The sequence below is a fragment of the Deinococcus sp. YIM 134068 genome (assembly GCF_036543075.1).
GTDB classification, from domain to species: domain Bacteria; phylum Deinococcota; class Deinococci; order Deinococcales; family Deinococcaceae; genus Deinococcus; species Deinococcus lichenicola.
Genome location: NZ_JAZHPF010000019.1, coordinates 39,996 through 63,280 on the forward strand (window position 1 = coordinate 39,996; position 23,285 = coordinate 63,280).

Annotated in this window: 21 protein-coding genes; 10 read left to right on the plus strand and 11 right to left on the minus strand. The window is 69.3% G+C overall.

All coding sequences use genetic code 11. From position 1 onward, the window contains the following. Window positions 1–91: 91 nt before the first annotated feature. Window positions 92–589 carry a transcriptional regulator gene (locus V3W47_RS15470; protein ID WP_331826119.1) on the minus strand — a complete coding sequence of 166 codons (498 nt, stop codon included), beginning with the start codon at window positions 587–589 and terminating at the stop codon, window positions 92–94. A gap of 453 nt (window positions 590–1,042) precedes the next feature. Between V3W47_RS15470 and V3W47_RS15475 the strand changes: the two genes are divergently transcribed. Then, a complete protein-coding gene (locus tag V3W47_RS15475) occupies window positions 1,043–1,786 on the plus strand; it encodes an ABC transporter ATP-binding protein (RefSeq protein WP_331826120.1) in 744 nt (247 codons plus the stop codon). After that, on the plus strand, window positions 1,776–3,023 hold the full coding sequence (locus tag V3W47_RS15480) for an ABC transporter permease subunit (RefSeq protein ID WP_331826121.1): 1,248 nt from the start codon (window positions 1,776–1,778) through the stop codon (window positions 3,021–3,023). The genes V3W47_RS15475 and V3W47_RS15480 overlap by 11 nt, the downstream gene beginning before the upstream one ends. A gap of 373 nt (window positions 3,024–3,396) precedes the next feature. Here the strand turns inward: V3W47_RS15480 and V3W47_RS15485 are convergent, their stop codons facing one another. Both V3W47_RS15485 and V3W47_RS15490 read right to left on the minus strand, forming a co-directional pair. Further along, window positions 3,397–5,067 (minus strand): PRC-barrel domain-containing protein, encoded by a 1,671-nt coding sequence (locus V3W47_RS15485; RefSeq protein WP_331826122.1) that lies wholly within the window; start codon window positions 5,065–5,067, stop codon window positions 3,397–3,399. Window positions 5,068–5,119: 52 nt separating this feature from the next. Beyond that, entirely contained in the window at window positions 5,120–5,254 is a 135-nt protein-coding gene (locus tag V3W47_RS15490; protein ID WP_331826123.1) for a hypothetical protein, read from the minus strand. Window positions 5,255–5,387: 133 nt separating this feature from the next. Here V3W47_RS15490 and V3W47_RS15495 point away from each other — a divergent pair, with 133 nt between their 5' ends. The 3 genes from V3W47_RS15495 to V3W47_RS15505 all read left to right on the plus strand — a co-directional run bounded on the left by V3W47_RS15495 (window position 5,388) and on the right by V3W47_RS15505 (window position 7,705). Continuing rightward, window positions 5,388–6,164: a lyase family protein gene (locus tag V3W47_RS15495; protein WP_331826124.1), complete on the plus strand. Its 777-nt coding sequence runs from the start codon at window positions 5,388–5,390 to the stop codon at window positions 6,162–6,164. Beyond that, on the plus strand, window positions 6,161–7,258 hold the full coding sequence (locus V3W47_RS15500) for an enolase C-terminal domain-like protein (protein WP_331826125.1): 1,098 nt from the start codon (window positions 6,161–6,163) through the stop codon (window positions 7,256–7,258). The genes V3W47_RS15495 and V3W47_RS15500 overlap by 4 nt, the downstream gene beginning before the upstream one ends. A gap of 168 nt (window positions 7,259–7,426) precedes the next feature. Continuing rightward, window positions 7,427–7,705 (plus strand): hypothetical protein, encoded by a 279-nt coding sequence (locus V3W47_RS15505; protein ID WP_331826126.1) that lies wholly within the window; start codon window positions 7,427–7,429, stop codon window positions 7,703–7,705. 200 nt (window positions 7,706–7,905) lie between these two features. Here the strand turns inward: V3W47_RS15505 and V3W47_RS15510 are convergent, their stop codons facing one another. Then, entirely contained in the window at window positions 7,906–9,285 is a 1,380-nt protein-coding gene (locus tag V3W47_RS15510; RefSeq protein WP_331826127.1) for a S8 family peptidase, read from the minus strand. A 97-nt stretch (window positions 9,286–9,382) separates the two neighbouring features. On the opposite strand from V3W47_RS15510, the gene V3W47_RS15515 reads away from it, so the two are divergent. Continuing rightward, the gene (locus V3W47_RS15515) at window positions 9,383–9,943 is read left to right on the plus strand and encodes a Uma2 family endonuclease (protein ID WP_331826128.1); all 561 of its coding nucleotides are present in this window, start codon (window positions 9,383–9,385) and stop codon (window positions 9,941–9,943) included. A 287-nt stretch (window positions 9,944–10,230) separates the two neighbouring features. Here the strand turns inward: V3W47_RS15515 and acnA are convergent, their stop codons facing one another. Continuing rightward, complete coding sequence (gene acnA / locus V3W47_RS15520) at window positions 10,231–12,945, minus strand: aconitate hydratase AcnA (RefSeq protein WP_331826129.1); 2,715 nt, start codon at window positions 12,943–12,945, stop codon at window positions 10,231–10,233. A 247-nt stretch (window positions 12,946–13,192) separates the two neighbouring features. On the opposite strand from acnA, the gene V3W47_RS15525 reads away from it, so the two are divergent. Then, complete coding sequence (locus tag V3W47_RS15525; RefSeq protein WP_331826130.1) at window positions 13,193–13,537, plus strand: hypothetical protein; 345 nt, start codon at window positions 13,193–13,195, stop codon at window positions 13,535–13,537. Between the two features lie 316 nt (window positions 13,538–13,853). Here the strand turns inward: V3W47_RS15525 and V3W47_RS15530 are convergent, their stop codons facing one another. The 4 genes from V3W47_RS15530 to V3W47_RS15545 all read right to left on the minus strand — a co-directional run bounded on the left by V3W47_RS15530 (window position 13,854) and on the right by V3W47_RS15545 (window position 17,519). Continuing rightward, the gene (locus V3W47_RS15530; protein WP_331826131.1) at window positions 13,854–14,921 is read right to left on the minus strand and encodes a type III polyketide synthase; all 1,068 of its coding nucleotides are present in this window, start codon (window positions 14,919–14,921) and stop codon (window positions 13,854–13,856) included. A gap of 240 nt (window positions 14,922–15,161) precedes the next feature. Further along, complete coding sequence (locus tag V3W47_RS15535; protein WP_331826132.1) at window positions 15,162–16,052, minus strand: aldo/keto reductase; 891 nt, start codon at window positions 16,050–16,052, stop codon at window positions 15,162–15,164. A 273-nt stretch (window positions 16,053–16,325) separates the two neighbouring features. After that, on the minus strand, window positions 16,326–17,168 hold the full coding sequence (locus V3W47_RS15540; RefSeq protein ID WP_331826133.1) for a nitroreductase family protein: 843 nt from the start codon (window positions 17,166–17,168) through the stop codon (window positions 16,326–16,328). A gap of 45 nt (window positions 17,169–17,213) precedes the next feature. After that, entirely contained in the window at window positions 17,214–17,519 is a 306-nt protein-coding gene (locus V3W47_RS15545) for a hypothetical protein (RefSeq protein ID WP_331826134.1), read from the minus strand. A gap of 44 nt (window positions 17,520–17,563) precedes the next feature. On the opposite strand from V3W47_RS15545, the gene V3W47_RS15550 reads away from it, so the two are divergent. Continuing rightward, the gene (locus tag V3W47_RS15550) at window positions 17,564–18,070 is read left to right on the plus strand and encodes a hypothetical protein (RefSeq protein ID WP_331826135.1); all 507 of its coding nucleotides are present in this window, start codon (window positions 17,564–17,566) and stop codon (window positions 18,068–18,070) included. A 65-nt stretch (window positions 18,071–18,135) separates the two neighbouring features. Here V3W47_RS15550 and V3W47_RS15555 read toward each other — a convergent pair whose 3' ends face one another. Together V3W47_RS15555 and ndk are read right to left on the minus strand one after the other, a co-directional pair. Then, complete coding sequence (locus V3W47_RS15555) at window positions 18,136–19,191, minus strand: GGDEF domain-containing protein (RefSeq protein ID WP_331826136.1); 1,056 nt, start codon at window positions 19,189–19,191, stop codon at window positions 18,136–18,138. A gap of 353 nt (window positions 19,192–19,544) precedes the next feature. Then, window positions 19,545–19,961 carry a nucleoside-diphosphate kinase gene (gene ndk / locus V3W47_RS15560; RefSeq protein ID WP_331826137.1) on the minus strand — a complete coding sequence of 139 codons (417 nt, stop codon included), beginning with the start codon at window positions 19,959–19,961 and terminating at the stop codon, window positions 19,545–19,547. A gap of 335 nt (window positions 19,962–20,296) precedes the next feature. Between ndk and V3W47_RS15565 the strand changes: the two genes are divergently transcribed. After that, the gene (locus tag V3W47_RS15565) at window positions 20,297–22,276 is read left to right on the plus strand and encodes an ABC transporter permease (protein ID WP_331826138.1); all 1,980 of its coding nucleotides are present in this window, start codon (window positions 20,297–20,299) and stop codon (window positions 22,274–22,276) included. Further along, on the plus strand, window positions 22,277–23,191 hold the full coding sequence (locus tag V3W47_RS15570) for an ABC transporter permease (RefSeq protein WP_331826139.1): 915 nt from the start codon (window positions 22,277–22,279) through the stop codon (window positions 23,189–23,191). The last annotated feature ends 94 nt before the right edge of the window (window positions 23,192–23,285 follow it).

Consider the following 23,285-nt stretch of genomic DNA (forward strand, 5'->3'; position numbering starts at 1 on the left):
AGGCGCAGCCAGCGTCCAGCCGCCAGCGGCCAGCGGGACAAAAAGAAAAGACCTCCCGCGTGGGGAGGCCGGGACGTGCTTGGGTGAAGGCTCAGGCGACCTGCTTCTTCTTGCCCACCGCGTTCTGCTCCTGGCCGAGGGCCTGGGTCTCGCGCAGGCGGAAGATCACGAGGCTGCCCACGAAGGTGCAGGTGATCATGCCGTGCGCGTTCAGGAGCGACAGAGCTTTCATCACGTCCTCGCGGGTCATGCGAAGCTGCTCGCTCATGTACAGGGCGCTGTCGGCGCGGCCCTCCAGGTAGTCGCGCACGCGCTTGGCGTCGTTCGTCAGCGGCGTGGCGGGCACGTCGGCAAGGCCGGGATCGGCGAGGCCGTACACCGCGCGGGTGCCCGTGCCGGGCAGGCGGCGCACGCGGCCCTGATCGAGCAGGCTGGCGAGGGCCGCGCGCAGGTGAGACAGCGCGAGGCTGGTCGTCTTGGCGAGTTCGGTCTCGACCCACTCGGGCTTGCTCTCCAGCGCCTTGAGAACGAGCTTCTCGTTGGCGCGGCGGGTCTCCTGAAGGTCTTCGAGGGTGGGGGGGTTGAACATGCGCTCTCCTCCGCGAAAACCAGAGCAAAACCACGTTGTAGCTTCACTCTGGCGTCGTGTTGTATCGTGAACCGAGTCCAAATGCGCCCAGAAGCGCAACTTTCCTATTGTGACAGGAATCCACGCCCTTTGCATGAGACTTGTGCGAGTCAGGGCTAAAAGAGAGGCTCGGGTTGGAAGGCCCGGCGTCGAGCGGTGGCGCATCGTAAGCGGTCGGAGCAAGGCCAACCGTGAGCCTGCGCCCCCTGTGAAGCCCAGCTTACCGGAGATCAAGGAAACGTGATTCTCCGGCGTCGGGGGGCCGGGCAGGAAGGGGGTGGGGTCGGCGGTGCTGCTAGGGTGAGCGTCGTCGTGGCCCGCGTCATGCCGGGACCGCTGGCGGGACGCCCCGTGAGAAACAGTGTCCGGGGCGGCCCATCGAGCGCATCTTTCTGGACGGGGAGGCACCGGAGCGTGCTGGACATTCGGAACCTGGGAAAACTTTATGGTGCCCACGCGGCGCTGCGGGACGTGACCCTGCGGGCGCAGGAGGGCGAGGTCTTCGGGCTGCTGGGGCCGAACGGGGCCGGGAAGACGACCCTGCTGCGAGTCGTCGCCACGCTGCTCACGCCCACGGCGGGCACGGTCATGGTGGCGGGCGTGGACGTGCGGCGCGACCCGGAGGCCGTGCGCCGCCTCATCGGCGTGGTGAACGGCGGCATGGGCCTGCCCGCCCGTCTGACGGGCCGGGAGGTGCTGCGCTCGTTCGCCGGGCTGTACGGCCTGAGCCGCAAGCAGGCCGACGCCCGCATCGAGGAGCTGGACGCCGCCCTCGATCTCGGGCGCACGCTGGACACACGGGCGGGCGAATACTCCACGGGCATGGCGCAGAAAGTTGTCATCGCCCGCGCCGTCATCCACGACCCACCCGTGTTGATGCTGGACGAGGCGACGAGCGGCCTGGACATCTTCGCTCGGCGCAACCTGCTCGATTTCGTGGCGGCGGCGCGCGGGCCGGGGCGGCTCACCGTCTACTCCACCCACGTCATGAGCGAGGCCGAGGAGGTCTGCGACCGGGTGGCGATCATTCACCGGGGCGAGGTGGTGACGGTCGGGGCCGTGAGCGAGATTCTGGCGGGAACGGGGGAGCGGAATCTGGAACGCGCCTTTTTCGCGCTCGTGCTGGGGCGGGAGGGGGGCGAGGTCTATGCGTCCTAGCCTCGTGTGGCAGGTGGCGGCGCGCGACCTGCTCTCCACCCTGCGCGACCGCCGCACGCTGGCGGGCACCGTCCTGATCCCGCTGCTGCTCATTCCCCTCTTCACACTGGGGCTGCCGCTGCTCGTCGGGCGGCTCGTCGGCGGGCAGGCGCAGGAGCGGCAGCGGGTGGGGGTGGTCGGCACGCTGCCCGCCGCGCTGAGATCGGCCCTCACACGAGACGAGCGGACACCGGACGGCACGGTGACGCGCTCCGGGGTGGAACTCGTTCCCGTCGGGGACGCGGAAGCCGCCGTCCAGTCGGGAGAGGTGGACGCCGCCCTCCGCGCCCCCTCTTCCCTGCCGAGCCGCGCGGGCGAGGGAAGCGGCACCCTGGAGGTCTACGCCAAGCTCGGCAACCTGCGCGCGCAGACGGGGGCCTTCGCCAAAGTGCAGGACGTGGTGGAGGCGTACAACCGCGACCTCACCGTGAGTCGTCTGCGGGCGCTGGGCCTCGGTGCGGAGACGTTGACGCCCGTGACCCTGCGGCCCATCGACGCCAGCCCGGAGGGGGAACGGCGCGGCGGGCAGCTCGCCTTCCTCATTCCGCTGCTGATGCTCAACTTCATCCTGACGGGGGCGATGGCGACCGCGCTGGACGCCACGGCGGGCGAGAAGGAGCGCGGCACGCTGGAGAGCCTGCTCGTCTCGCCCGTCCGGCGCTCGGAGGTGGTGGCCGGGAAGCTGCTTGCCACGACCGTGACCGCCCTCGTGACGGCCTGTTTCAGCGTGCTGGGCTTTCTGGCGAGCGGGCTGGTCGCGCGGGCCGCCCTTGCCGGGGCAGGTGCGCCGGACGAACTCGCGCGCAGCTTCGGCGGGCAACTCGCCCTCACCGCCGGAAGTGCGCTGGCCCTCCTCGCCGTCGTGGTCAGCGCCGCGCTGTTCATCAGCGCCGTCCTCATCGCCATCAGCATCTACGCGCGCAGCTACAAGGAGGCGCAGACCTACGTCACGCCCCTCTCGCTCGCCATCGTCTTTCCCGCCGTGCTGCTCCAGTTCAGCGACTTCCTGACGCTGGGAAGTGCTCCCTACGCCCTGCCCCTCTTTGGCTCCATGCTCGCCATCCTGGACACCGTGCGCGGCAGCCTGACCGCCGGGCACGCGCTGGCGGCCATCGGCGCGAACCTGCTTGGGGCGCTCGTGCTGGGGCTGCTGGCATGGCGTTCGTTTGGGCGGGAGGAGGTGATTTTCAGGAATTGAGGTGGGGCTGTTTTCTCTCTCTTCCGTCGGGGTGAGGGGGCGTGTGACCCGCTTGTGCCTTGAACGGAGGCATCGCCCCTCGCGCTGTCCTCGGAGGCCATGCCAGTTCACCCCCTCCCAGCCTTCCCCTTCAAGGGGGAGGAGTAGAAAGCCCAGGCTCTGGCTGCTTTTCTCCGTCTCCTCCTGTGGGAGAGAGGTGACAGGCAACGCTCGTCCTCCTGCCAGACGCCCAATACGCCCCTATCATCTGGTCCTTCGTTCACATCAAGCGTTCAGGGGGGAGGGGCGAAATCAGTTCTCTCTCCCCTTCAAACGACAACTCCGGCGGGTCCCCTCCCATCTGGAAGAGGACCCGCCGGAATGTGCCTGACCCTTAGCGGCCTGAGTTCTGCGGATCGGTGGGGTTCGTGGCGACGGGCGAGTCGGCCTGCCCCTCCAGCGCCGCCGCGCCGGTCTCGTGGGGACGCGAGGCGAGAGGGTCGATGTTGACGGACTCCTTGCTCACGCTGTCCACGAGGATATCGAGCACGCCCCCCTCGCGGGCGAGCTGCACGGCCTTGTTGGTGATGATCTCGCCGATGTTGAGGATGATCGTGTCGTCGGGGGCGAGGATCACGCGCGTGACCGGGCGGCCCAGGGCGTCGCGGACCTTCTGCTCCTGCTGCTGCTCCTGGCGCTCCTCCAGCGCGTGCCCGGCCTCCTCCCGCTTCTCGCCGAACCACGACTTCGCGCGGTCGAGCAGGTTGCTCGCGCCCTCGCTGACGCTGGCGACGCCGCCCGCCAGGGCCGCGCCCGTGGCCGGACCGCTCGACTTCGCCCCCAGGGTGGCGGCGATCAGTTCCTGCTCGGCGTTCAGGTGCCGCGCCCGCTCCACGATGGCCGGGGTGACGATCTGCCCCTGCGCGGCGACGAGGCTGCCACCCGGCGCACGCACGTCGCTGCGGACCCGGCGGCCCACCGTCGCCTCCACGCCCTCGGGCTGGGAAGCGTCCGAACCCGAGCTGACGCGCTCACGCAGGCCCTGCACGCCCTCCTGCACGGCCCCGCCCGTCGCGGCGGCGGTCAGGGCGGCGAGTGCTCCCGCCTGCTCGGCCCGCTGGGCCTGGAACTCGGTGATGAGCGCCCCCTTGTGCACGATCACCTCCTGCACCCCGTCGGCCATCTGCACGGTCACGTCGTTCGCGGCGGTCTTGCCCACCACGAACTCCTTCTGGCGCTCGGCGGTGGCACCCTGCAAGTTCTCGACGGTGCCCTGCACCCGCTCCTTGGCGCTGCCGTAGGCCTCGGACAGCACGCCCCCCGTCGCGGCGGTGGCGAGCGAGGTGAGCTTGCCCGCCTCCTCCGCCCGCGTGGCCTGCTCCTCGGTGATGGTGTCGCCCTTGTGGATCAGGACGGTGCCGTCGTCGAGGGTCAGGTCGCCGCCCGCCGTCTTGCCCACCACATACTCGCGCTGGCGCTCCTTGGTGGCCTCGGCGATGTTGCCGTAGCCCTGCTTGACGCTCTCGGCGGCGCTCTGGTAGGCCCCCTTCAGGCCGCCCGCCTCCTGCTCCTGCATCGCCGCCGCCACGCTGATGGGCACGATGGCCGCGTCCTGGCCGATCTGCACGTTCTCGGGGGCCGGAACGAAGGTGCGCCCGCTGGAGAGGTCGCTGAAGATACCGCCCGTCGCCTCGTAGCCCTCGACCTGCCCGGTGCGCTCGTCGAAGAACACGTCGGCGATCTTGCCGAGGTTCTGCCCGTCGGTCGTGAGCAGGGTCATGCCCACGAGGCTGGTCTTGGAATCCAGCACGTCGGCCAGCCGCCCGTCCTCGCGGGTGGAGGTGATCTCCTCGGGGCTGCCGATCATGATGGCGTCCTCGCCGATGGAGCGGATGGCCTCGAAGGGCACCACCTTCGCCGCGCGGAACCAGCCGCCCTCGTCCACGAGCAGCCCCAGCACCTCGTTCGCCTGGTGATCGAACACGAGGTCACGCACCGTCTCGATCTTCTCTCCGCTCTCGATGGCGATGATCGGGCGGCCCAGCAGTTCTTTGCCTTTCAGCATGTGTTGTCTCCGTTCAGGGTGAAAGCCGGACAAGCTCCCGGCGCGCCAGGACTCAGAAGCCGAGATTCAGGATGCCCTGCGGCTTGAGGTACAGGAAGTAGGCGAGCAGGAAAAGAACGATCAGGATAATGATGATGAGTAGGGCGGTCCTGCCGCCACCGCCGCCGGTTCCTTGCAGTCGGGCCATGTGTCAATCCTCCAAATAGAAGTCTAGAAACACCGCCGCGAGAGTGTGACGGGACACGCTCACTGCGGGTTGACGCAACCTTACGCCAGTCTTAAGGCGGCGATGAGTGCGGGCGTCATCCTACACTCCTCGCATGAGCGTGCCGTCCCAGCCGTTGCCCCATCTCTCCGCCGATTCCCCGCGAGGTCCCCATGAGCGGCGGCTGGCCGAGCTGCCCCTTACCGTCCTCGTGGGGGTGACGGGGGTGGGCAAGAGTACCGCGCTCGCGGCCCTGACCGCCGCCGACCCCGCCGCACGGGTGCTGCCCGACCGCCGCGAGATCACCGACCACGCCATGATCCTTCCCCTCGCGGGCGGCCCGGTTGCGGACCGTGCCGAACGCTTCCGCCTCACCGCCCTGTACCGGGAGCGGCACCCCGGCGGCATGGCGCACGCGCTCGGTGGATTGACGGCAGACACATCGTACTGGGGCGAGCGGCCAATCTTTGACGGCCTGCGCGGGCTGGAGGAGGTGCGGCACGCGGCGGAGAGGTTCCCCCTCTGGCGCTTCGTGGCGCTGAACGCTCCAGACGCGGTGAGGGTGAGGAGGTTGCTGGGGCGCGGGGACGCCTTTGACCGGGTAGCGGTGCAGGAGGGAGGCGACCTCCGCGAGCAGTTGGCCGCCCTGTCCGGCGTGGAGGCCGTGTTCACCCCAGCCGAGCTGGACGACCTCGCCGCACTGACGGGGGAGGGACACACTCCGGCGGACCTCCTCGCCAAGACGCGCATCGTGGTGACGGAGCGGGCGCACTACGACCCGGACGCGGCCTCGGCCTTCCTGCTGACCCTGCCGCCCACGCGTGCCCTGATTCTCGACACGGTGAAACTCTCGCCGGAGCAGGTGGCGGACGCCATTCGGGAGTGGGCATGAGTCTGCCCTCCACCCCACGCGTCGCCCGAGTGGAGGGCATTCCCTACCGCCTGCCACTGCGGGGGACGCTCGCATGGGGCGCGCACAGCCAGCTCAGCGCCGCCGAACACGTCCTCGTCCGGGTCACGCTGGACGACGGCACGGTGGGCGTGGCGGAGGCGACCCCGCGCCCCACGATCTACGGGGAGACGCCGGGAAGCGTGCTCGCCATCCTTCGCCATCTCGAACCCGCGATCAAAGGCCTGGGCATCGACGACGAGGCCAGGTTGAACCGGGCGCGGGGCAGCGTGGCGAACAACCACACCGCTCGGGGTGCCCTCGACATGGCCCTCTGGGACGCGCGGGCGCGGGCGCGGGGGCAAACGCTTTTCGACACGCTGCTCGGCCCGAACACGCGGGTGCGGGTGAGCTTCATCCTCGGCATCGCCCCCCCCGCCGAGATGCTCGCGGAGGCGGAACGGGTGGTAGGGGCGGGCGTGCGCTGCCTGAAGGTGAAGGTAGGCCGCGACCATGCCCGCGACCTCGCGCTGATCGGGGAATTGCGCCGCACCTTCGGGGACGCGGTGGAACTCTACGCCGACAGCAACGAGACACTTACAAAGGAGACGGCCCCCGACGCCCTCACCGCCATGCGAGACGCGGGCCTGACCTGTGTGGAGGAACCGCTCCCCGTCCGCGAGTTAAAGGCCCGCGCCGAGTTGCATGCGCGGGACCTCCTCCCCATCGTCGCCGACGACAGTTGCTTCACGCCCGCCGACCTCGCCCGCGAGCTGGAGTTCGACACCTTCGACATCCTGAACGTGAAGACGGCCCGCAACGGCTTCACCGACGGCCTGCAAATGCTCGCTGAGGCGGCCCGGCACGGCAAGCGCGGCATGGTCGGCTCGCAGGCGAGCACCGGCCTGGGCACCCTTCACGCCGCCCTCCTGAGCACGCGGCCCGAAGTCACCGAACCCTGCGAGCTGAGCTTCGTCCTCAAGCTGGAGGACGACCTGCTGGGCACGCCCATTACCTTTCGGGACGGCTGGCTGGACGTGCCCGCCCTGCGTGACCACGCGCTCGATCCGGCCCAGGTGGACCGATACCGGATGTAGAACCCTCGGCGCGGGAAGGATTCCGACCTTGTGTAGGCAAAGGCGCACACCTCTGCACAAGTTGGAATCCCGACAAACGCCCGCCCAGCGGTCATATTTTTGTGACTCCAACCCGTGACTCGACTGGGAACACCTCGCCTTTTTCCCTGTCCTCGGTGAAAATGCGCTATGTCTCAAGAGATGTTCAATGCCTTGATTCTGCCCCTGCTCTTCAGCATGGCGGGCGGCACCTATGCCTACTTGCGGTTCCCGGAGCGCCGCCCCAGCGTGCTGCTGACGCTGATTCTGTTTCAGCTCGTGGGGTCCGCCGGGCACACAATGGAGCCGGGCGAGGCGTTGTTCGGACTGCTCGGCCTGCACGGCCTCGTCGTGTTCGGACTGCTGGTCCACGGGCTGCTGACGCCGCAGGGCGAACCCGCGACGGAGCGGGTGAGGCAGGACAAGTAACGAATCGGCAATAGACCTCCGGCGAACATGGGCGTTCCGGGGTGCAGAGGGTCGAAAGCAGAAGGTCAAGGGCAGAAGGCAGGAGACATACGCCCTCGGCCTTCTGCTCTTTGCTTTCTGCGCCTTCTACAGAGGGTCCAAAAAGAAGCGGTGGGCTGGGAGCGACCCGTCCACCGCTTCTGCCCTGAGTCGGGCGTCGGTTACTGCGTGGCGGCGCGCACGGCGGCCTCGGCGTCGAGGAGGGGCAGACCACCCGAGGAGTTCGCGGAGGAGACGAGCAGGGCGCGCGTCTGGGCAGCGGTGAGGCTGGGGTTTGCGGCGCGCATCAGGGCGGCCACCCCGCTCACGAGGGGCGCGGCCTCGCTCGTGCCCGCGCTAAGGGCGTAGTTGTCACCGGGGGCCAGCACCAGCATGTCCTGGCTGGCGGTGGCCCCGCTGCATACCCCGGCTCCCGCCCCCCCAGGCGCGACGAGATCGAGGGCACGTGTCTGGGTGGCATTGGGGCGGGCGCTGTAGCAGGCGAGGGCAGTGTTGCTCGCTCCGAGGGCACCCACCGCGATGACGTTCGGATTGTTGGCCGGGTAATACACCCCTTGATTGGGAGTATTCCCCGCCGCCGCTACCAACACCGCACTCTGCGCGGCGCTATTCAGCGCGGCCTCCAGCGCCTGGTCGCCGGGGTCGCTCCCCGCTTCACCCGCGAAGCCCAGGCTCATGTTGATGACCTTGGCCCCCTGCCGCACGGCGTAGTTCAGCCCCGCCGCGAGGGTGGAGGTCGAACCGTTCGCCTGGTTCGTTGACGAGGCCTCCAGCACCTTGACCGGCAACACGTTGCGCCCGCTCCACGTCACGCCCGCCAGCCCCACGTCGTTGTTGGTGGTCGCGCCGAGCAGGCCCGTGACCGCCGTGCCGTGCCCGTCCGAGTCCTGCGTGGCCGCCGTGCCGCCGTTGAAGGTCGCGCCGCTCAGCAGCCGCCCGTTCAGGTCCTCGTGGCTGCCGTCGGCTCCAGAGTCCAGCACCGCCGTCAGCGCCGCCATGGGCGTCTTGCCGCAGGCCGTCAGGAAGTCCCATGCCCCCTCCGCGTTGATGCGGGGCAGGTAGTCCTGGAAGAGGGTCACGGTCCGGCTCTCGTTGATGAACCCCTCGTTGCCAGGGTAGCCGGGGTCGTTGACCGCCGCCAGCGCCCTGTAGATAAAGTCTGGCTGTGCCCGCAGTCCCGCCGCCGTCAGCCGACCCGCAAAGGCCCGGTCCGTCTCGCCCGCCGGGGTCACGGCCAGCGTGAGGTCGTCCGTCACCCGCTGCGTCCGCACGGTGGAGAGCAGGCTCAGGCCCTGCGCGCTCAGGGTGCCGCCCGCGCCTACGACGAGGACCCGGCCCGGCACGTGCGGCGCGGTCCAGTCGGGGGTGGGCACCTGCGTCTGTACCACGCTCGCCGCCCGCACGCTCGCGGGAAGGGGCACGCCACCGGGGATGGCCTGTGGGCAGACGGCGGTGCCGTCGTCCTCGTCGCCCACCGATGGACCGGGGCACGCCGTGAGCAGGAGACTGAGGGTCAGCAGGGGCAGCGCGAGTCTCATCATTCAGTCATACCGCACGGACCTGACGCGACACTGAGCGTTAGGCCGCACACTTCTCACCCGACGGGCTGGACATCCACCCGCCACGTACCATGACCGTATGAGTGACCTGGCCCTACGCAAGCTCAGCGAGGAGGAGTACCTGCGAACGGAGGAGTTGAGTCCCGTCCGGCGTGAGTACGTAGACGGCTTCGTGTACGCCCACGCGGGCGCGAGCCTGCCGCACAACCGCATCTCCTCGAACATCCAGGGCATTCTCATTCCGGCGAGCCGACGCGGCTCCTGCTGGACCTACACCAACGATATGAAAGTTCGTGTCAAGCGGCTGGGGCAACTTCGCTACTCCTCCCCCGATCTCGTCGTCGTGTGCAAACCGCACGAGGACTTGAGGGAGGCCGAGAATCACCCCTGCCTGATCGTGGAAATTCTCAGCCAATCCACCCGGCAGGTGGACATGACCTACAAAGCTCAGGACTACCTCAGCCTGCACAGCCTGCGGGGCTATCTCCTCGTGGACAGCGAGGACCGGGCCGCCGAGTTCTACCGCCGGATGCCGAACGGGTGGGAACTGGAGACGGTGGAGAACGGCGTGCGCCTGCCATGTGTGGACGTGGAGTTGAGGATGGAGGAGGTCTATGCAGGGGTGGGGGCGGAGACATAGCCTCCTTCTGTTCAAGCCGAGCTGAAGGATGTTTGACGCCACGCCTCTTCAATCGCCCCCTCCACCCCGACGAGATTCCTCAAGACCCCCGCTGGCGACCCCTCCCCCCCTTCGGGGCACCCCCCTTGAGGGGAGGCGATCACCGCAGCAAAAGAAGAAGCCTCCCCAAAAGGCTCCCTCTGAGGGGAGCTGTCAGCGAAGCTGACTGAGGGGTACGTCCACCAACCCAAAGCCCCCACCCATCCACCGGGCGGGGGCCTTTCTTTTGACCGGGTTGCGGCTCCGGCCTACGCCTTCACTTCACCCTTGCTCCGCTCCAGAATTCCGCGCAGCACGGTCTGGAGGATGCCGCCGTTCTTGTAGTAGTCGATCTCCACGGGCGTGTCGATGCGGCACTGGACGGTCACGGCGCGGCTCACGCCGTCCTTGGTGAAGCGGAGCGTCACGTCCTGGCGCGGCTTGAGGTCGCCGGGCAGGATCACGTCGAAGAACTCGTCGCCCACGATGCCCAGCGAATCTGCGGTGTCGCCGTTCTTGAACTGGATGGGCAGCACGCCCATCCCGACGAGGTTGGAGCGGTGGATGCGCTCGAAGCTCTCGGCGATGACGGCCCTCACCCCGAGGAGGAAGGTGCCCTTCGCGGCCCAGTCGCGGCTGCTGCCCATGCCGTAGTCCTTGCCCGCGAAGACGAGGAGGGGGATGTTGCTCGCCTTGTAGTTCTGGGCGGCGTCGTAGATGGTGCTCACCTGGCCGGTCGTGTAGTCGGTGGTGAAGCCGCCCTCGGTGCCGGAGGCGAGCTGGTTCTTGAGGCGGATGTTGGCGAACGTGCCGCGCGTCATGATGCGGTCGTTGCCCCGGCGCGAGCCGTAGGAGTTGAAGTCCTTCGGCTGGATGCCGCGCTCCATCAGGTACTTGCCCGCCGGGGTGTCGGCCTTGAAGGAGCCAGCCGGGCTGATGTGGTCGGTCGTCACCGAGTCCCCGACCTTGACAAGCACCCGCGCCCCCTCGATGGAGGACACGATCTCGCTGGGACCGCCCGCCAGGTTCTCGAAGAAGGGCGGGTTCTGGATGTAGGTGGACTCGGGGTTCCAGTTGTACAGCGCCCCCTCGGAGACGGGGATGGCGTTCCAATCGGTGTTGCTCTGCTCGATGCCGTCGTAGACCCGCTTGAACATCTCGGCGTTGATCGCCTGGTCCATGATGGTCTGAATCTCGGCGTTCGTGGGCCACAGGTCGCGCAGGTACACGGGGCGACCGTCGCTGCCCGTGCCGATGGGGTCGCTCAGGATGTCGTTCACGACCGTCCCGGCGAGCGCGTAGGCCACCACCAGGGGCGGCGAGGCGAGGTAGTTCGCGCGGATGTGCGGGTTGACGCGGCCCTCGAAGTTGCGGTTGCCCGACAGCACGGAGGCCACCACGAGGTCGCCCTCCCCAATCGCCTGCACGACGGGTTCGGGCAGCGGCCCTGAGTTGCCGATGCAGGTCATGCAGCCGTAGCCCACGGTGTTGAAGCCGATCTGGTCGAGGTACGCCTGGAGGCCCGCCGTCTCCAGGTACTCGGTCACGACCCTGGAACCGGGCGCGAGGCTGGTCTTCACCCAGGGCTTGGGCTTGAGGCCCCGCTCGACCGCCTTCTTGGCGACGAGGCCCGCCGCGATCAGGACGCTGGGGTTCGAGGTGTTCGTGCAGGAGGTGATGGACGCCAGCGTCACCGCGCCGTGACCGATCTGGAGGTCGGTGCCGCCGATGGTGCCGGTCGCGCCCAGCTTGTCCTGCGACAGCTCGAAGCCGCGCGCCTTGATCGGGGCGGTCAGCGCCTCGGCAAAGACCGTGTGCATGTCGCTGAGGTTCACCCGGTCCTGCGGGCGCTTCGGCCCGGCGAGGGAGGGCACGATGGTCGAGAGGTCGAGTTCCATGGTGTCGGTGAACACGGGATCGGGCGTCTCGTCGGTGCGGAACATGCCCTGGGCCTTGTAGTACGCCTCGACGAGTTCGATCTCGTCCTCCAGGCGGCCCGTGCGGCGCAGGTAGCGCAGCGCCTCGTCGTCCACCGGGAAGAAGCCCATCGTCGCGCCGTACTCGGGGGCCATGTTGGCGATGGTCGCGCGGTCGGGCAGGGTCATGTTGCTCAGGCCCGCCCCGTAAAACTCCACGAACTTGCCCACCACGCCCTTCTCGCGCAGCATCTGCGTCACGCGCAGGGCGAGGTCGGTCGCGGTGGCCCCCTCCGGCATCGCGCCCGTGACCTTGAAGCCGATCACCTCGGGCATCAGCATGTAGATGGGCTGACCGAGCATGACCGCCTCGGCCTCGATGCCGCCGACGCCCCAGCCCACGATGCCCAGACCGTTGATCATGGTGGTGTGCGAGTCGGTGCCCACGAGGGAGTCGGGGTACACGACCACGCCGTCGTCCTCGGGGCGGCTCTGCACGCCCTTGGCGAGGTATTCGAGGTTGACCTGGTGGATGATGCCCGAGGCGGGCGGCACCACGCCGAAGTTGTCGAACGCCTGCTGGCCCCATCTGAGGAACTCGTAGCGCTCGCGGTTGCGCTCGAACTCCAGCGCCATGTTGTTGGCGAGGGCGAAGTCGGTGCCGAACTCGTCCACCTGCACCGAGTGGTCGATCACGAGGTCCACCGGGATCAGGGGGTTGATCTTGTTGGGATCGCCGCCGAGCGCCAGCATCGCGCTCCGCATCGCCGCGAGGTCCACCACGGCGGGGACGCCCGTGAAGTCTTGCAGGATCACGCGGGCGGGCTTGAAGGGAATCTCGATCTCCTCGTTGACGGGCTTCCATCCCGCGACGGCGGCCACGTCCTCCTGACGCACGTCGTAGTCGTTGGCCTCGCGCAGCACGCTCTCCAACAGCACCTTCACCGAGAAGGGCAGCTTGCTCACGTCATGCCCGAGTTCCTGCAAACGGCCCAGCCGGTAGTAGTAGAGCGGTTGCCCGGCCTTCGTGGTGAGCGTGTCGCGCGCACCGAACAGGTTCATCGCCATGTCTGGTCTCCTCCTTGCCCGCAGAGGGGCAGCCCGCACAAACGGGTTCAGATGCCCCCATGATAGGTCAAGCAGCCCCATACGCTCATCGTCCCCCTCACAGGAACTATGTAACAACTCTGGAGACAACAAGAGAAGGGCTAAGTGCCTCTCAACCCCGACCGCCGAAGGAAGGAGTACGCTGCCCTTGCTTCCACACTTTGGCCCGAGAACCACGAACGTGCCCGGCACGGAAAGGAACACGGCTATGGATGACGGCAGGAACGGCGACGGGGGCGGGACGGGACCGCAGGACAACGTGACGTTGCGCGAGGTGACGGACAACGCGGCGTGGGACACGGGGGGCGAGAAGAGCACGGGCGACGCCATCCACGACGGCATCTACCGGGACGTGAGCGACGAGAACGCGGGGGCCGGTGCCGACACACCCGTGATGGGGACGGCGACGAGCGACGACGGGAGGGAGGCGAGTGCCCCGGCAGGTGGGCAGGAGACGAACACGCTCACCCACGGCGGCTACAGCGGGGGAATGCCCGCGAGCGGCGCGACGACCCTGCCGGAGAAGACGGTGGAGGGTGAGGAGGGGAGCTAGGGCTGGTCAGACGCCCCCTCACCCTGGCCCTTTTCCATCGGGGAGAAGAAAGAAACAGTGCAGGCCGTTGCTTTTTAGCCCCTCCCCCCTGAACGCTTGATATGCAATAAAAACTTAGTGTGTCAGACGTACTCTTTTCCCCCTCCCTCCGTGTGGGGGCGGGGGGTGACGAGCGGCGCTTGTCCTTCTGTACTACGGTAGAAACACTTCCACTGCCCGATTTGCAATTCACATCAAGCGTCTTGAGGTTAGGGGCCGGGTGGGGGTAAACGGGCGTGACAACCCTGCCAACCAACTCGTCAACTCCTCCAAACCTTCACCCACCGAACTCGATCAGTACATGCTCGGCGCTGAAGCCCGGTCCCATCGCACTCAGGAGGCCTTTGCCCTGCGGATGGGCACGCAACGTCTCCTCCAGCACGAAGAGGACGGTCACGCTGCTCATGTTGCCGTGACGGCACAGGACGCGGCGGCTGGCGTCCAGCGTGCCCGGCGGCAGGTCCAGCGCGTCCTCGTAGGCGGCGAGCACCTTCACGCCGCCGGGGTGAACCACGAAGGTGCCCACGTCCCCGCGTGTCCAGCCGTGGGCGGCGAGCGCGTCCGCCACGTTCTCCGCCATCATGGAGTGAACGAGGGTGGGGATGTCGCGGGAGAAGCGGACCTTCAGGCCCTCGTCCACCACGTCCCAGCCCATGATGTCCTCGGAATCCTCGATCAACGTGGAGTAGCCGCCGTGGAGGCTGAGGAGCGGGGCCGGGCCGGGCACGTCGGGCGCGGTGATCACGAGGGCCGCGCCGCCGTCGGCGAACAGGGCGGTGCCCACGAAGTTGCTCTTGGTCTCGTCGCCCTTGACCAGCGTCACGCTGCACAGCTCCACCGCCACGAACAGCACGCGCCGGTATCCCGCCCGCACGAGGTCCGCCGCCCGCGCCAATCCGGAGGCACCACCCGCACAGCCCAGCCCCCACACGGGCAGCCGCGCCGCGTGCCGATTCAGCCCCAGCGTCTCGATGAGGGAGGCGTCGAGGCTCGGCGTGCTCAGGCCGCTGGTATTGACGACAACCACGGCGTCCACGTCGGCGGGGGCGACCTCGGCCCGGTCCAGCGCCTCGCGGGCCAGGCGCAGGGTCAGCGCGCGGGCCTCCTCCACGAAGACGGCGTTCTTCTCGCCGAAGCCGCGCGGCTCCAGATACCACTCCAGGGGCCGGGCGAGCGCGCGGGACTTGATCTGCGCGTTGTCGAACACGTCGAGCATGTGCGGACGCGCGCTCAAACGCGGGAAGAGGGTGCGGGCCGCCTCCCGAATCTCCGTTTGCGCGGCGCGGTGCGGCGGATGCCCGGTGACGAGCGAGCGAAGGACGGGCAGAGCAGGCATAGGGGGCATTCTCCCCCCGCTCCCGTGTGGAAAAAAGCACGGTTTCTTCCGCTTGAGGGCAGGGAAACCCCGACGAAGGACTCATGTTCGGTCAGGGAGAATCGCCAGTGTCTAGTTGCCAGTCGCCAGGGACGGCAGAGGGCAGGTCATCCAATTTCGGCGAAGGTCGCAGTAGGCAGAAGGCCAACGACAAACGCCTTTGCCTTCCGCCTTCGACCTTCTGCCTCCTCCCCCCTCTCCCCCACCCGCTCAGCGGCGCTTGCTCTCCCACTCCTGACGGCCCACCTCGTCGAGGCGGTGGAAGTCGTCGTCAGAGAGTTGCAGCCCGGCGGCGGCCACGTTCTCCTCCAGGTGGCGGACCTTGCCCGTGCCGGGGATGGGGAGCATGACGGGGCTGCGCTTCAGGACCCAGGCGAGCGCGACCTGTGACGGCGTGGCCCCGATCCGCCGTGCCACCTCGTCGAGGACGTTGCCCTCCCGCGCGAGGCCGCCCGCCGCGAGGGGATACCACGGGATGAAGCCGATGCCCTCGCGCCCGCAGTGGTCGAGCACGTCCTCGGACTTGCGGTTCACGAGGTTGTAGAGGTTCTGCACCGTGGCGACCGGGAAGACCTGCCGGGCGGCCTCGATCTCCTCGACGCTGACCTCACTCAGCCCGGCGTGGCGGATCACGCCCTCGTCCATCAGCTCGCGGATGGCCCCGAACTGCTCGTCGTGGGGAACCCCGGCGTCGATGCGGTGGAGCTGCCACAGGTCGATGCGCTCCACGCCGAGGCGGCGGCGGGAGAGGTATGCCTGCTGCTTGAGGTAGTCGGGGCGACCCAGCGCGGTCCATACGTTCGGGCCGGTGCGGACAAAGCCCCCCTTCGTGGCGATCACCACCGTGTCGTAGGGATACAGGGCCTCGCGGAGCAGCTCCTCGCTCACCGCCGGGCCATACGAGTCGGCAGTGTCGATGAAGTTCACCCCGAGGTCGGGCAGGCGGCGCAGGGTGGCGAGTGCCCCCTCCCGGTCGGCGGGGTCGCCCCAGACGCCCTCCCCCGTGATCCGCATCGCGCCGAAGCCGAGGCGGTTGACCTCCAGCTCACCCCCGATGCGGAACGTGCCGCTCTGCGCGGCGTTCGCTTCCAGCTTGGTCATGGTGTTTCCCTCCCACCGGGCATTGTGCGGCGGCGGATGTGAGGGGACGGTGGGCGATCCCCCGGCGGGAGCTTGGGGGAGAGGAGGGCCGGGGCAGTCGGCGGGGCGAGAGACCGGGCCGTAGGTGGAGCTGTGAACGTCGCGGAAGGCAGAAGGCGGAAGGCTGACAGCAGGTGCCTTCCGCCTTCCGCCTTCGACCCTCTGCACCCTCAACCTGCACGTTCCCAGGATGTCACGCTGGCGGCTGGAAGCTGGCCGCTGATCCCCTTCCCCTCATTCCCCCTCCGGCACCTCGCACGTCTCCCGGAAGACGAACTGCCCCAGCCGCTTGCGGTGGCGGCTGCTCCAGTCAATCGTGGGCCGCCGCTCGTCGTCGGGGAGGTAGCCGAGGCGGTAGACGGCCATGAGTTCGAGGCTGTCCGGCACGTGCAGCAGCTCGCGGATGGCCTGCCAGCGGTGGGGCAGTTCCATCGGGGTGGAGACGAATTGCAGGCCCATGCCGATCTCCCCGACCGCGTTCCAGATGTTCTCCATCGCCGCGCCGAGGCCGAAGACGGAGTAGAAGCCGCTGAGTTCGCCGGGGCGGTACTCGGCCTTGTCGAGCAGCGCGGCGAGGAGGAGGGGACTGCCCTCCACCAACTTGCGGTTGTCCTCGCCGAGCCGCTTCGGGACGCCGAGTTGCCGCATGACCCGCAGCCCCGCGTCCGAGAAGACCTGCCGGGTGAAGGGGCGCAGCGGGCCGGGCAGGTGGTCGATGTGGATGCCGTCGCGCCTCTGCTCCATCTCGGCCTCGGTGAAGCGGAAGTAGCGGCGATACCGCTCGAAGAAGACGCCCGCCTCGATGAGTTCGGTCATGCTCTCGCCCGCGATCCGCGCGACCTGCCCGATGGTTCCCCGGTCCTCGACGAGGACGAAGCGCCACGGCTGGGAGTTGAAGTGGCTGGGGGCGGCCTGCGCGACCCGCATCAGGAGGTGCTGGTGCTCGCGGCTGACCGGACCTGGCCGGAAGGGGCCGTTCGTGGTCCGGCGGGCGAGCAACCCCTCGATCAGCCCACCGCTGGGCAGGCCAGTGGCGAGCGGCCTCGGGAGGGGCGGAGTCGGGGGCGGGACGGTCATGAGACGCAGGCTAGCGCGGCGGTCCGGGGCGTCGTGCCCCCACCCTCACCATGCCCCCCACAGCCCCACCGCGAAGGCCCCCGCGCACCCCAGCGCCAGCCGCCAGTGGTCCGCCCGCCCCGGCCTCGTGCGCGGCATCAGGAGCAGCAGCCCCAGCGCGGGCAACAGCGCGAGACCCCGCAGGCCAGAGAGCACTCCCGAAATCGCCACCCCGACACACACCACGAAGAAGAGGGCGTGGTGCGGCCAGCGCGCCGGCAGCCGCCACCCCCGTTGCAGGCTCAGCCCCAGCGCCAGCAGTCCCCCCAGCAGCGCGGCGGTCACGAGGAGGGCGAGGCGGTGGGGGGGCACGTGCCCGATGCTCGCACGTCCCCGAGCGGCGTATCGTGCCCCCCATGAAGTTCGCGCGCCCGGCCCCCGCCCTGCTCACCCTCGCCGCCCTGCTCGCGGGTGGACTGGTCGGGTGCCGCCCGGAGGGGAACGGGGAGGGTGGCCTCGCCGACGACCTCCCCGCCCAGATTCTCTTCACCGCGAACGGCACCTACGACGCGCGGGCGGACCGCCGGGAGCGGACCCCCGGCAGGGACGGCAGCCTGCGGCGCATCACGTGGACCACCCGCCCGCCGCTGCCCGCCCGCGCGGTGATCGTCCGCTTCGACGGCAACGTCCGCTCCCTCTCGTGGGAGATGCGGGTGGACGGCCCCACCTTCGAGCTGAGTGCCCTCGCCGGGGAGGACGCGGCCAGCGTCACGACGCCCCAGGGCGAGGGCCTGCGCCCACGCGGGGGCCGCCTCGCCGACGTGCTGATCCTGCGGACGCCCGGCGGCCTGCGTCTCCTGACGCGGGGGTACGCGGTGCGGGAGGAACCGGCGCTGCTCGCCGCCTTTCGGCGGGGGGAGTGATGAGGGTTGAGTGGTGAGTGACGAGGGGTCACAGTGCCGCTCTTTTCCTCATCACTCATTGCCCGTCACTTCTCCCTCACGCTGTCGCGTCCCGCCCGCTTCGCCTCGTACATGGCCTGATCGGCGCGGGCGAGGAGGGCGGCCTCCGTGTCGTGGAGGGCGCGCAGGGAGGCGACGCCGAAGCTGGCAGTGACGGAGAGACCCGCGACGGGCTGGGCACCGACAGCCTGCCGGACCCGTTCGGCGAGGGCCAGAGCCTCGGGCTTGGCGAGGCCGGGCAGCAGGATCAGGAACTCCTCGCCGCCCCAGCGCCCCACGAGGCCGCCGAGTTCGCGGGCGGTGCGCCGCAGCCGCTTGGCAACGTCGCGCAGCACCACGTCTCCGACGGCGTGGCCGTGAACGTCGTTCACGCTCTTGAAGTGGTCAATGTCGCACATGACGACGCTCAGGGCGGCGCGGGACTCCGTGGCCTGACGCACCCGCTCCATCAGCTCCTCCTCGGTGGCGGCGCGGCCCAGCACCCGCGTGAGGGCGTCGAAGCGGGCGGCGTGGAGCTGGGCGTTCGCCTGCTCGTGCAGCACGAGGTTGGCCTCGATGAAGCGCGTGGAGATGTACGACATCCCCGCCACGAGGACCGTGACCAGCCCGCCCGTCACCCAGCCAGCGAGCAGGTCGGGCGAGGTCGGCGGCCTCCACGCCAGCACGAGCGCCAGCCCGACCGACCCAACCGCGACCGCGATGCCGCCCTGCCGCGACCCGAGCAGCAAGGGGGCCACGCTCGCCGCGCCCACAGACCACAGCAGCACGGGGAGGGGTGAGGTGCCCGCCGCCACCACCCGGCCCGCGTCCAGCCACAGCAGCGGCACCAGGAGCGCCCCCGCCGCCGTGGCGACGCGGGGAACGTCGCGGGGGGCCAGCAACGCGCCCAGCAGCGCGAGCAGCATGACCCCCGCGCCCCAGAACTTCGGCGTGCGGTACGCCTGCGGAAAGGCTCCGGGCGGGTCGATCAGGGCCGTGACCACCGCGAACAGCAGGTAAGTCCCCAGCAGCAACAACAGCACCCGCCGCCGGCTGTCGCGCAGCGCGGCCTGAAGCGGGGAGGGAGGTGGGAGCGTCGGCATACTCTCGCGCCGCAGGGTAGACGCCCGACTCTGACCTTTCCCTTGCAAGGTGGCCGGAGGTTCAGTTCAGGGGCCAGTCGCCAGTCGCCAGCAAGACCCAAGATTCGCTGTCTTCCGGGCCGCTCTCCCCAAGCCGCCGAAGAGAAAAGGGACGATCCAGACTGTGTTCTCTATCTTTTCTTTTCTCGCCCCGCCTCATCGCCACAAGGAAGGACTCCCCTCCCCAATGGGATGAACCCGAGGTGGACAACCTCGCCTGTCTTCATGTTTCCTGGCGACTGGTCACTGGCGACCCGCAACGAAACCGCCCGCCTCCCCAGGTCGGGGCGCGGGCGGGGTGGGGAGGCGGCGGCTCAGCCGAGCAGTTCCTCGGCCCGGAAGAACAGCTCCAGCTCGCGCTCGGCGCTCCCCGGCGAGTCGCTGCCGTGGGTGACGTTCTCCTGGGTCGTGGTGGCGAAGTCGGCGCGGATGGTGCCGGGGGCGGCGTTGGCGGGGTTGGTCGCCCCCATCATCGCGCGCCATCCGGCGATGGCGTCATTTCCCTCCAGCGCGATGGCGACGACCGGGCCACCCGTGATGAAGGTGACGAGTTCGCCGAAAAAGGGGCGCTCGCGGTGTTCACCGTAGTGTTCCTCGGCGACCTCGCGGGGAATGACCATCTGCTTGAGGCCGACGACGCGGTAGCCCTTCCTGGCGATGCGGGCGAGAATCTCAGGGGTCAGGCCCCGGCGCACGCCGTCGGGCTTGATCATGGCGAAGGTGCGTTCCATACCGTCCGGGAGGATAGCAGGGGCGGGGGCGGCGGGAAGGTCGCCAGTCGCCAGCCTCCCGTCACCAGTCGGGGCGGGGGGTGAGTGCCGGAGGGGGAAGGGAGGCGGGGCGCGTCACAACCGCGTCATGTGGAGGGCCTGTTCCTCTCCTTTGTGGGAACCTGGAGAGCGAAGTGCGGAGGTTGGGTGGAAGATGCATCTGTCTCACCACGCTCCAAGCTATGGGCCGTGAACCAACGGGGGCGGCGGAGACAAGCTCAGGCGTTGTTCGCTGACGCCTCGCTCAGGGCCGGGCACCTTCCGGCCCCTCTTCCCCGACGCCTACAATGACGGGCATGACCGACGTTCCAGACGCCCGCCCCTCGCCGACGGCGGCCCGGATTGCCCTCACGGCGAGCGCCGTCGCGGCGGCGGGATTGCTCCTCTTTCCCCTCGCCACGCTCGGGCGCGGCTTCAGCGCCGACGGGGTGCTGCTGCACCTGACGGGTTCGGTGCTCAACCTCAGCTCCTACCGCGAGACCCCCCTACCCCCGGTCGGGCCGGTGCTGGCCTTCGGATGGGTGGCCCTCGCCCTCCTCGTGGCGAGCGTGGTCGGGGCCGTGCGGCGGGCGCGGTGGTTCTGGCTGACGGGCCTGCTCGCCTTCGTGGTGGGGGCGGCGGCGGTCTTCACGCTGGGGTCGTCCCTGAACGCCGAGTCGGCGCGGGTCCTCACCGACTCGGGGCTGCGGCCCGGCGCGCGGCGGCAGCTCCGCAACTTCTACGACGGGGGCGGGATGAACCTCGGCCTCTTCCTCACCGTGCTGGGTGGGCTGATCACGGCGGGGGCGGGGCTGAGCGGGCGGCGGGCGTGGTGGGAGCGGCTCAACCGCCTGCGCGGGCTGCTCGTGCCCACCGTCGCCATCGGGCTGGCGATCCTCGTGGGGGCGGTCGTCGTGCTGGTGGTCCAGCCCGCCGTCAACTCCAGCGGCGCGCCGCTCTCGCTGTGGGGCGGGTGGCTCGCCAAGACCGACCTCATGTACTTCGTGTACTCGGCCCTCTTCGCCCCCGTCACGGCCCTCAACCCCTTCCTCGACAGCCTCAAGCTCGCCACGCCGCTGATCTTCACCGGGCTGAGCGTGGCCTTCGCGTTCCGCACGGGCCTGTTCAACGTCGGGGCACCCGGCCAGATCACGATGGGGGCCATCGGCGCGATGCTCGTCGGGGTGTACGGCCCGCCCGCGCTGGGCTGGCTGCTCCTGCCCCTCTCGGTCATCGCGGCGGGGCTGGGCGGGGCGCTGTGGGGCGCGATTCCGGGGCTGCTCAAGGCCCGCTTCGGCTCCAGCGAGGTCATCAACACGATCATGCTCAACTACGTCGCGTCGGCGGTCTTCATCTTCCTGATCGGCAGCGAGACGTTCCCCTTCCTGGGCCGCGAGTACAGCCTGCCCTTCAAGGCGGAGGGCTTCGAGCCTGCCAGCGAGGAGCTGCAACAGACCTCTCGACTCCCGACTCTCCTCGACCTCTTCAACGTGGGTGGGTCGGGCGCGGTGGCCCTGACGGTCGGCCCGCTCGTGGCGCTCGCCGCGTACCTCGTGGCCCGGCCCCTGCTCGCGCGGGTGCGGCGCGGCGGGTTGATCGCGCTCGGGGTGGCTTTGGTCGCGGGGCTGGTGACGTGGCGGATCGGGATTCCGGTACAGGTGACGGGGAGCCAGCTCAACGCCTCGTTCCTCATCGCGCTCGTATGCGTGGGCGTGTTCGGGGTGCTGATGTGGCGCACGGCGACCGGTTACGCGCTGCGGGCGGTGGGTCTCTCCCCGAAAGCGGCGGAGTACGGCGGCATCAGCGTGGCGCGCGGCACCATCCTGGCGATGACGCTGGCGGGGATGTTCGCGGGGCTGGCGGGCACCCACTACGTCAACGGCGGGGCGCTCGACGAGTACCGCCTCAAGGGCAACATGCCCGTGAACGTCGGCTTCGACGGCATCGCGGTCGCCCTGATGGGCCAGAGCACCCCAGTTGGCGTGGTCGCCGCGAGCGCGCTCTTCGGCACGGTGGATACGGGCGGGCTGGAGGTGGACCGCAAGCTCGACCGGGTGAACCGCGACATCGTGACGGTCCTCAAGGCGCTCATCGTGCTGTTCATCGCGGCGGGGGGCTTCCTCAGCCGCCGGGTGACGGACCCCCCGCCGCCCCAGCTCGCGCAGGCTGCCGGAGGATCGGGGTCGGCCCCACTCACGGCAGGCCTCACGCCCAGCATGGCCGCGCAGGAGCAGGCCACCCCGACGCCCAACGTGACCCGCAGCAGCGAAGTAAATACCCGCGAAGGGGGCCGCTAGATGGAAGGCTTGCTCGGACAACTGCTCACGACCGCCTTCCTGGCGACCTTTATCCGCTCGGTGGTGCCGCTGCTCCTGACCGGGCTGGGCGGGCTGTACAGCGAGCGCAGCGGCGTGGTGAACATCGCGCTCGACGGCCTGATCATCTTCGGGGCGCTGGCGGGCGCGGTGGCGACGCTGGCGCTGGAGCCGACGGTGGGTGCCCTCGCGCCGTGGCTGGGCTGGGTGGCGGGGGCCGCCGTGGGCGGGCTGATCGCGTGGATTCACGCCCTCGTCTCCATCAAGTACCGGGCCGATCAGGTCATCAGCGGCACGGCGATCAATCTGCTCGCCTCCGGGGTGCCCGCCGTGATCCTGACCGCCCTGTACGGCAGCTCCACCGAAAGCCCGAAGGTCGAGAACGCCCTGCCACTCTTCGGCGTCGGCGAACTGCGCTTCAGCCCGCCCGTCTTCTTCTCGCTGCTGGCCGTGGCGGCGACGTGGTACGTGCTCTACCGCACTCCCTACGGCCTGCGGATGCGCGCGACGGGCGAACACCCCGGCGCGGCGGCGAGCATGGGCGTGAACGTGCGGCGAATGCGCTACAGCGGCGTCATCCTCTCCGGGGTGCTGGCGGGGACGGCAGGCGTCTTTCTCAGCATCGGCAACCTCGACTCCTACGTGCGGAACATCAGCGCGGGCCTGGGCTTCATCTCGCTCGCCGCGCTGATCTTCGGGCAGTGGAAGCCGCTGGGGGTCTTCGGCGCGACCCTGCTCTTCGGCTTCCTTCAGGCCCTCTCCATCACCCTGGGCGGCACCGACCTGCTGCCGCCGACCCTGGTGACGGCGCTGCCCTACCTCATCACCATCGTGGCACTGATCTTCACGGGGCGGAGTGCAGCGCCGCGTGCGCTGGGCAAGCCGTTCGACGGGTAGGGAGCGGCCAGCCGCCAGCAAAGTCTTTTAACTCCTCCTCCCTTGCGGGGGAGGCCGGGTGGGGGGTGGCAAGCGCAGCTTGCCCAATACACGG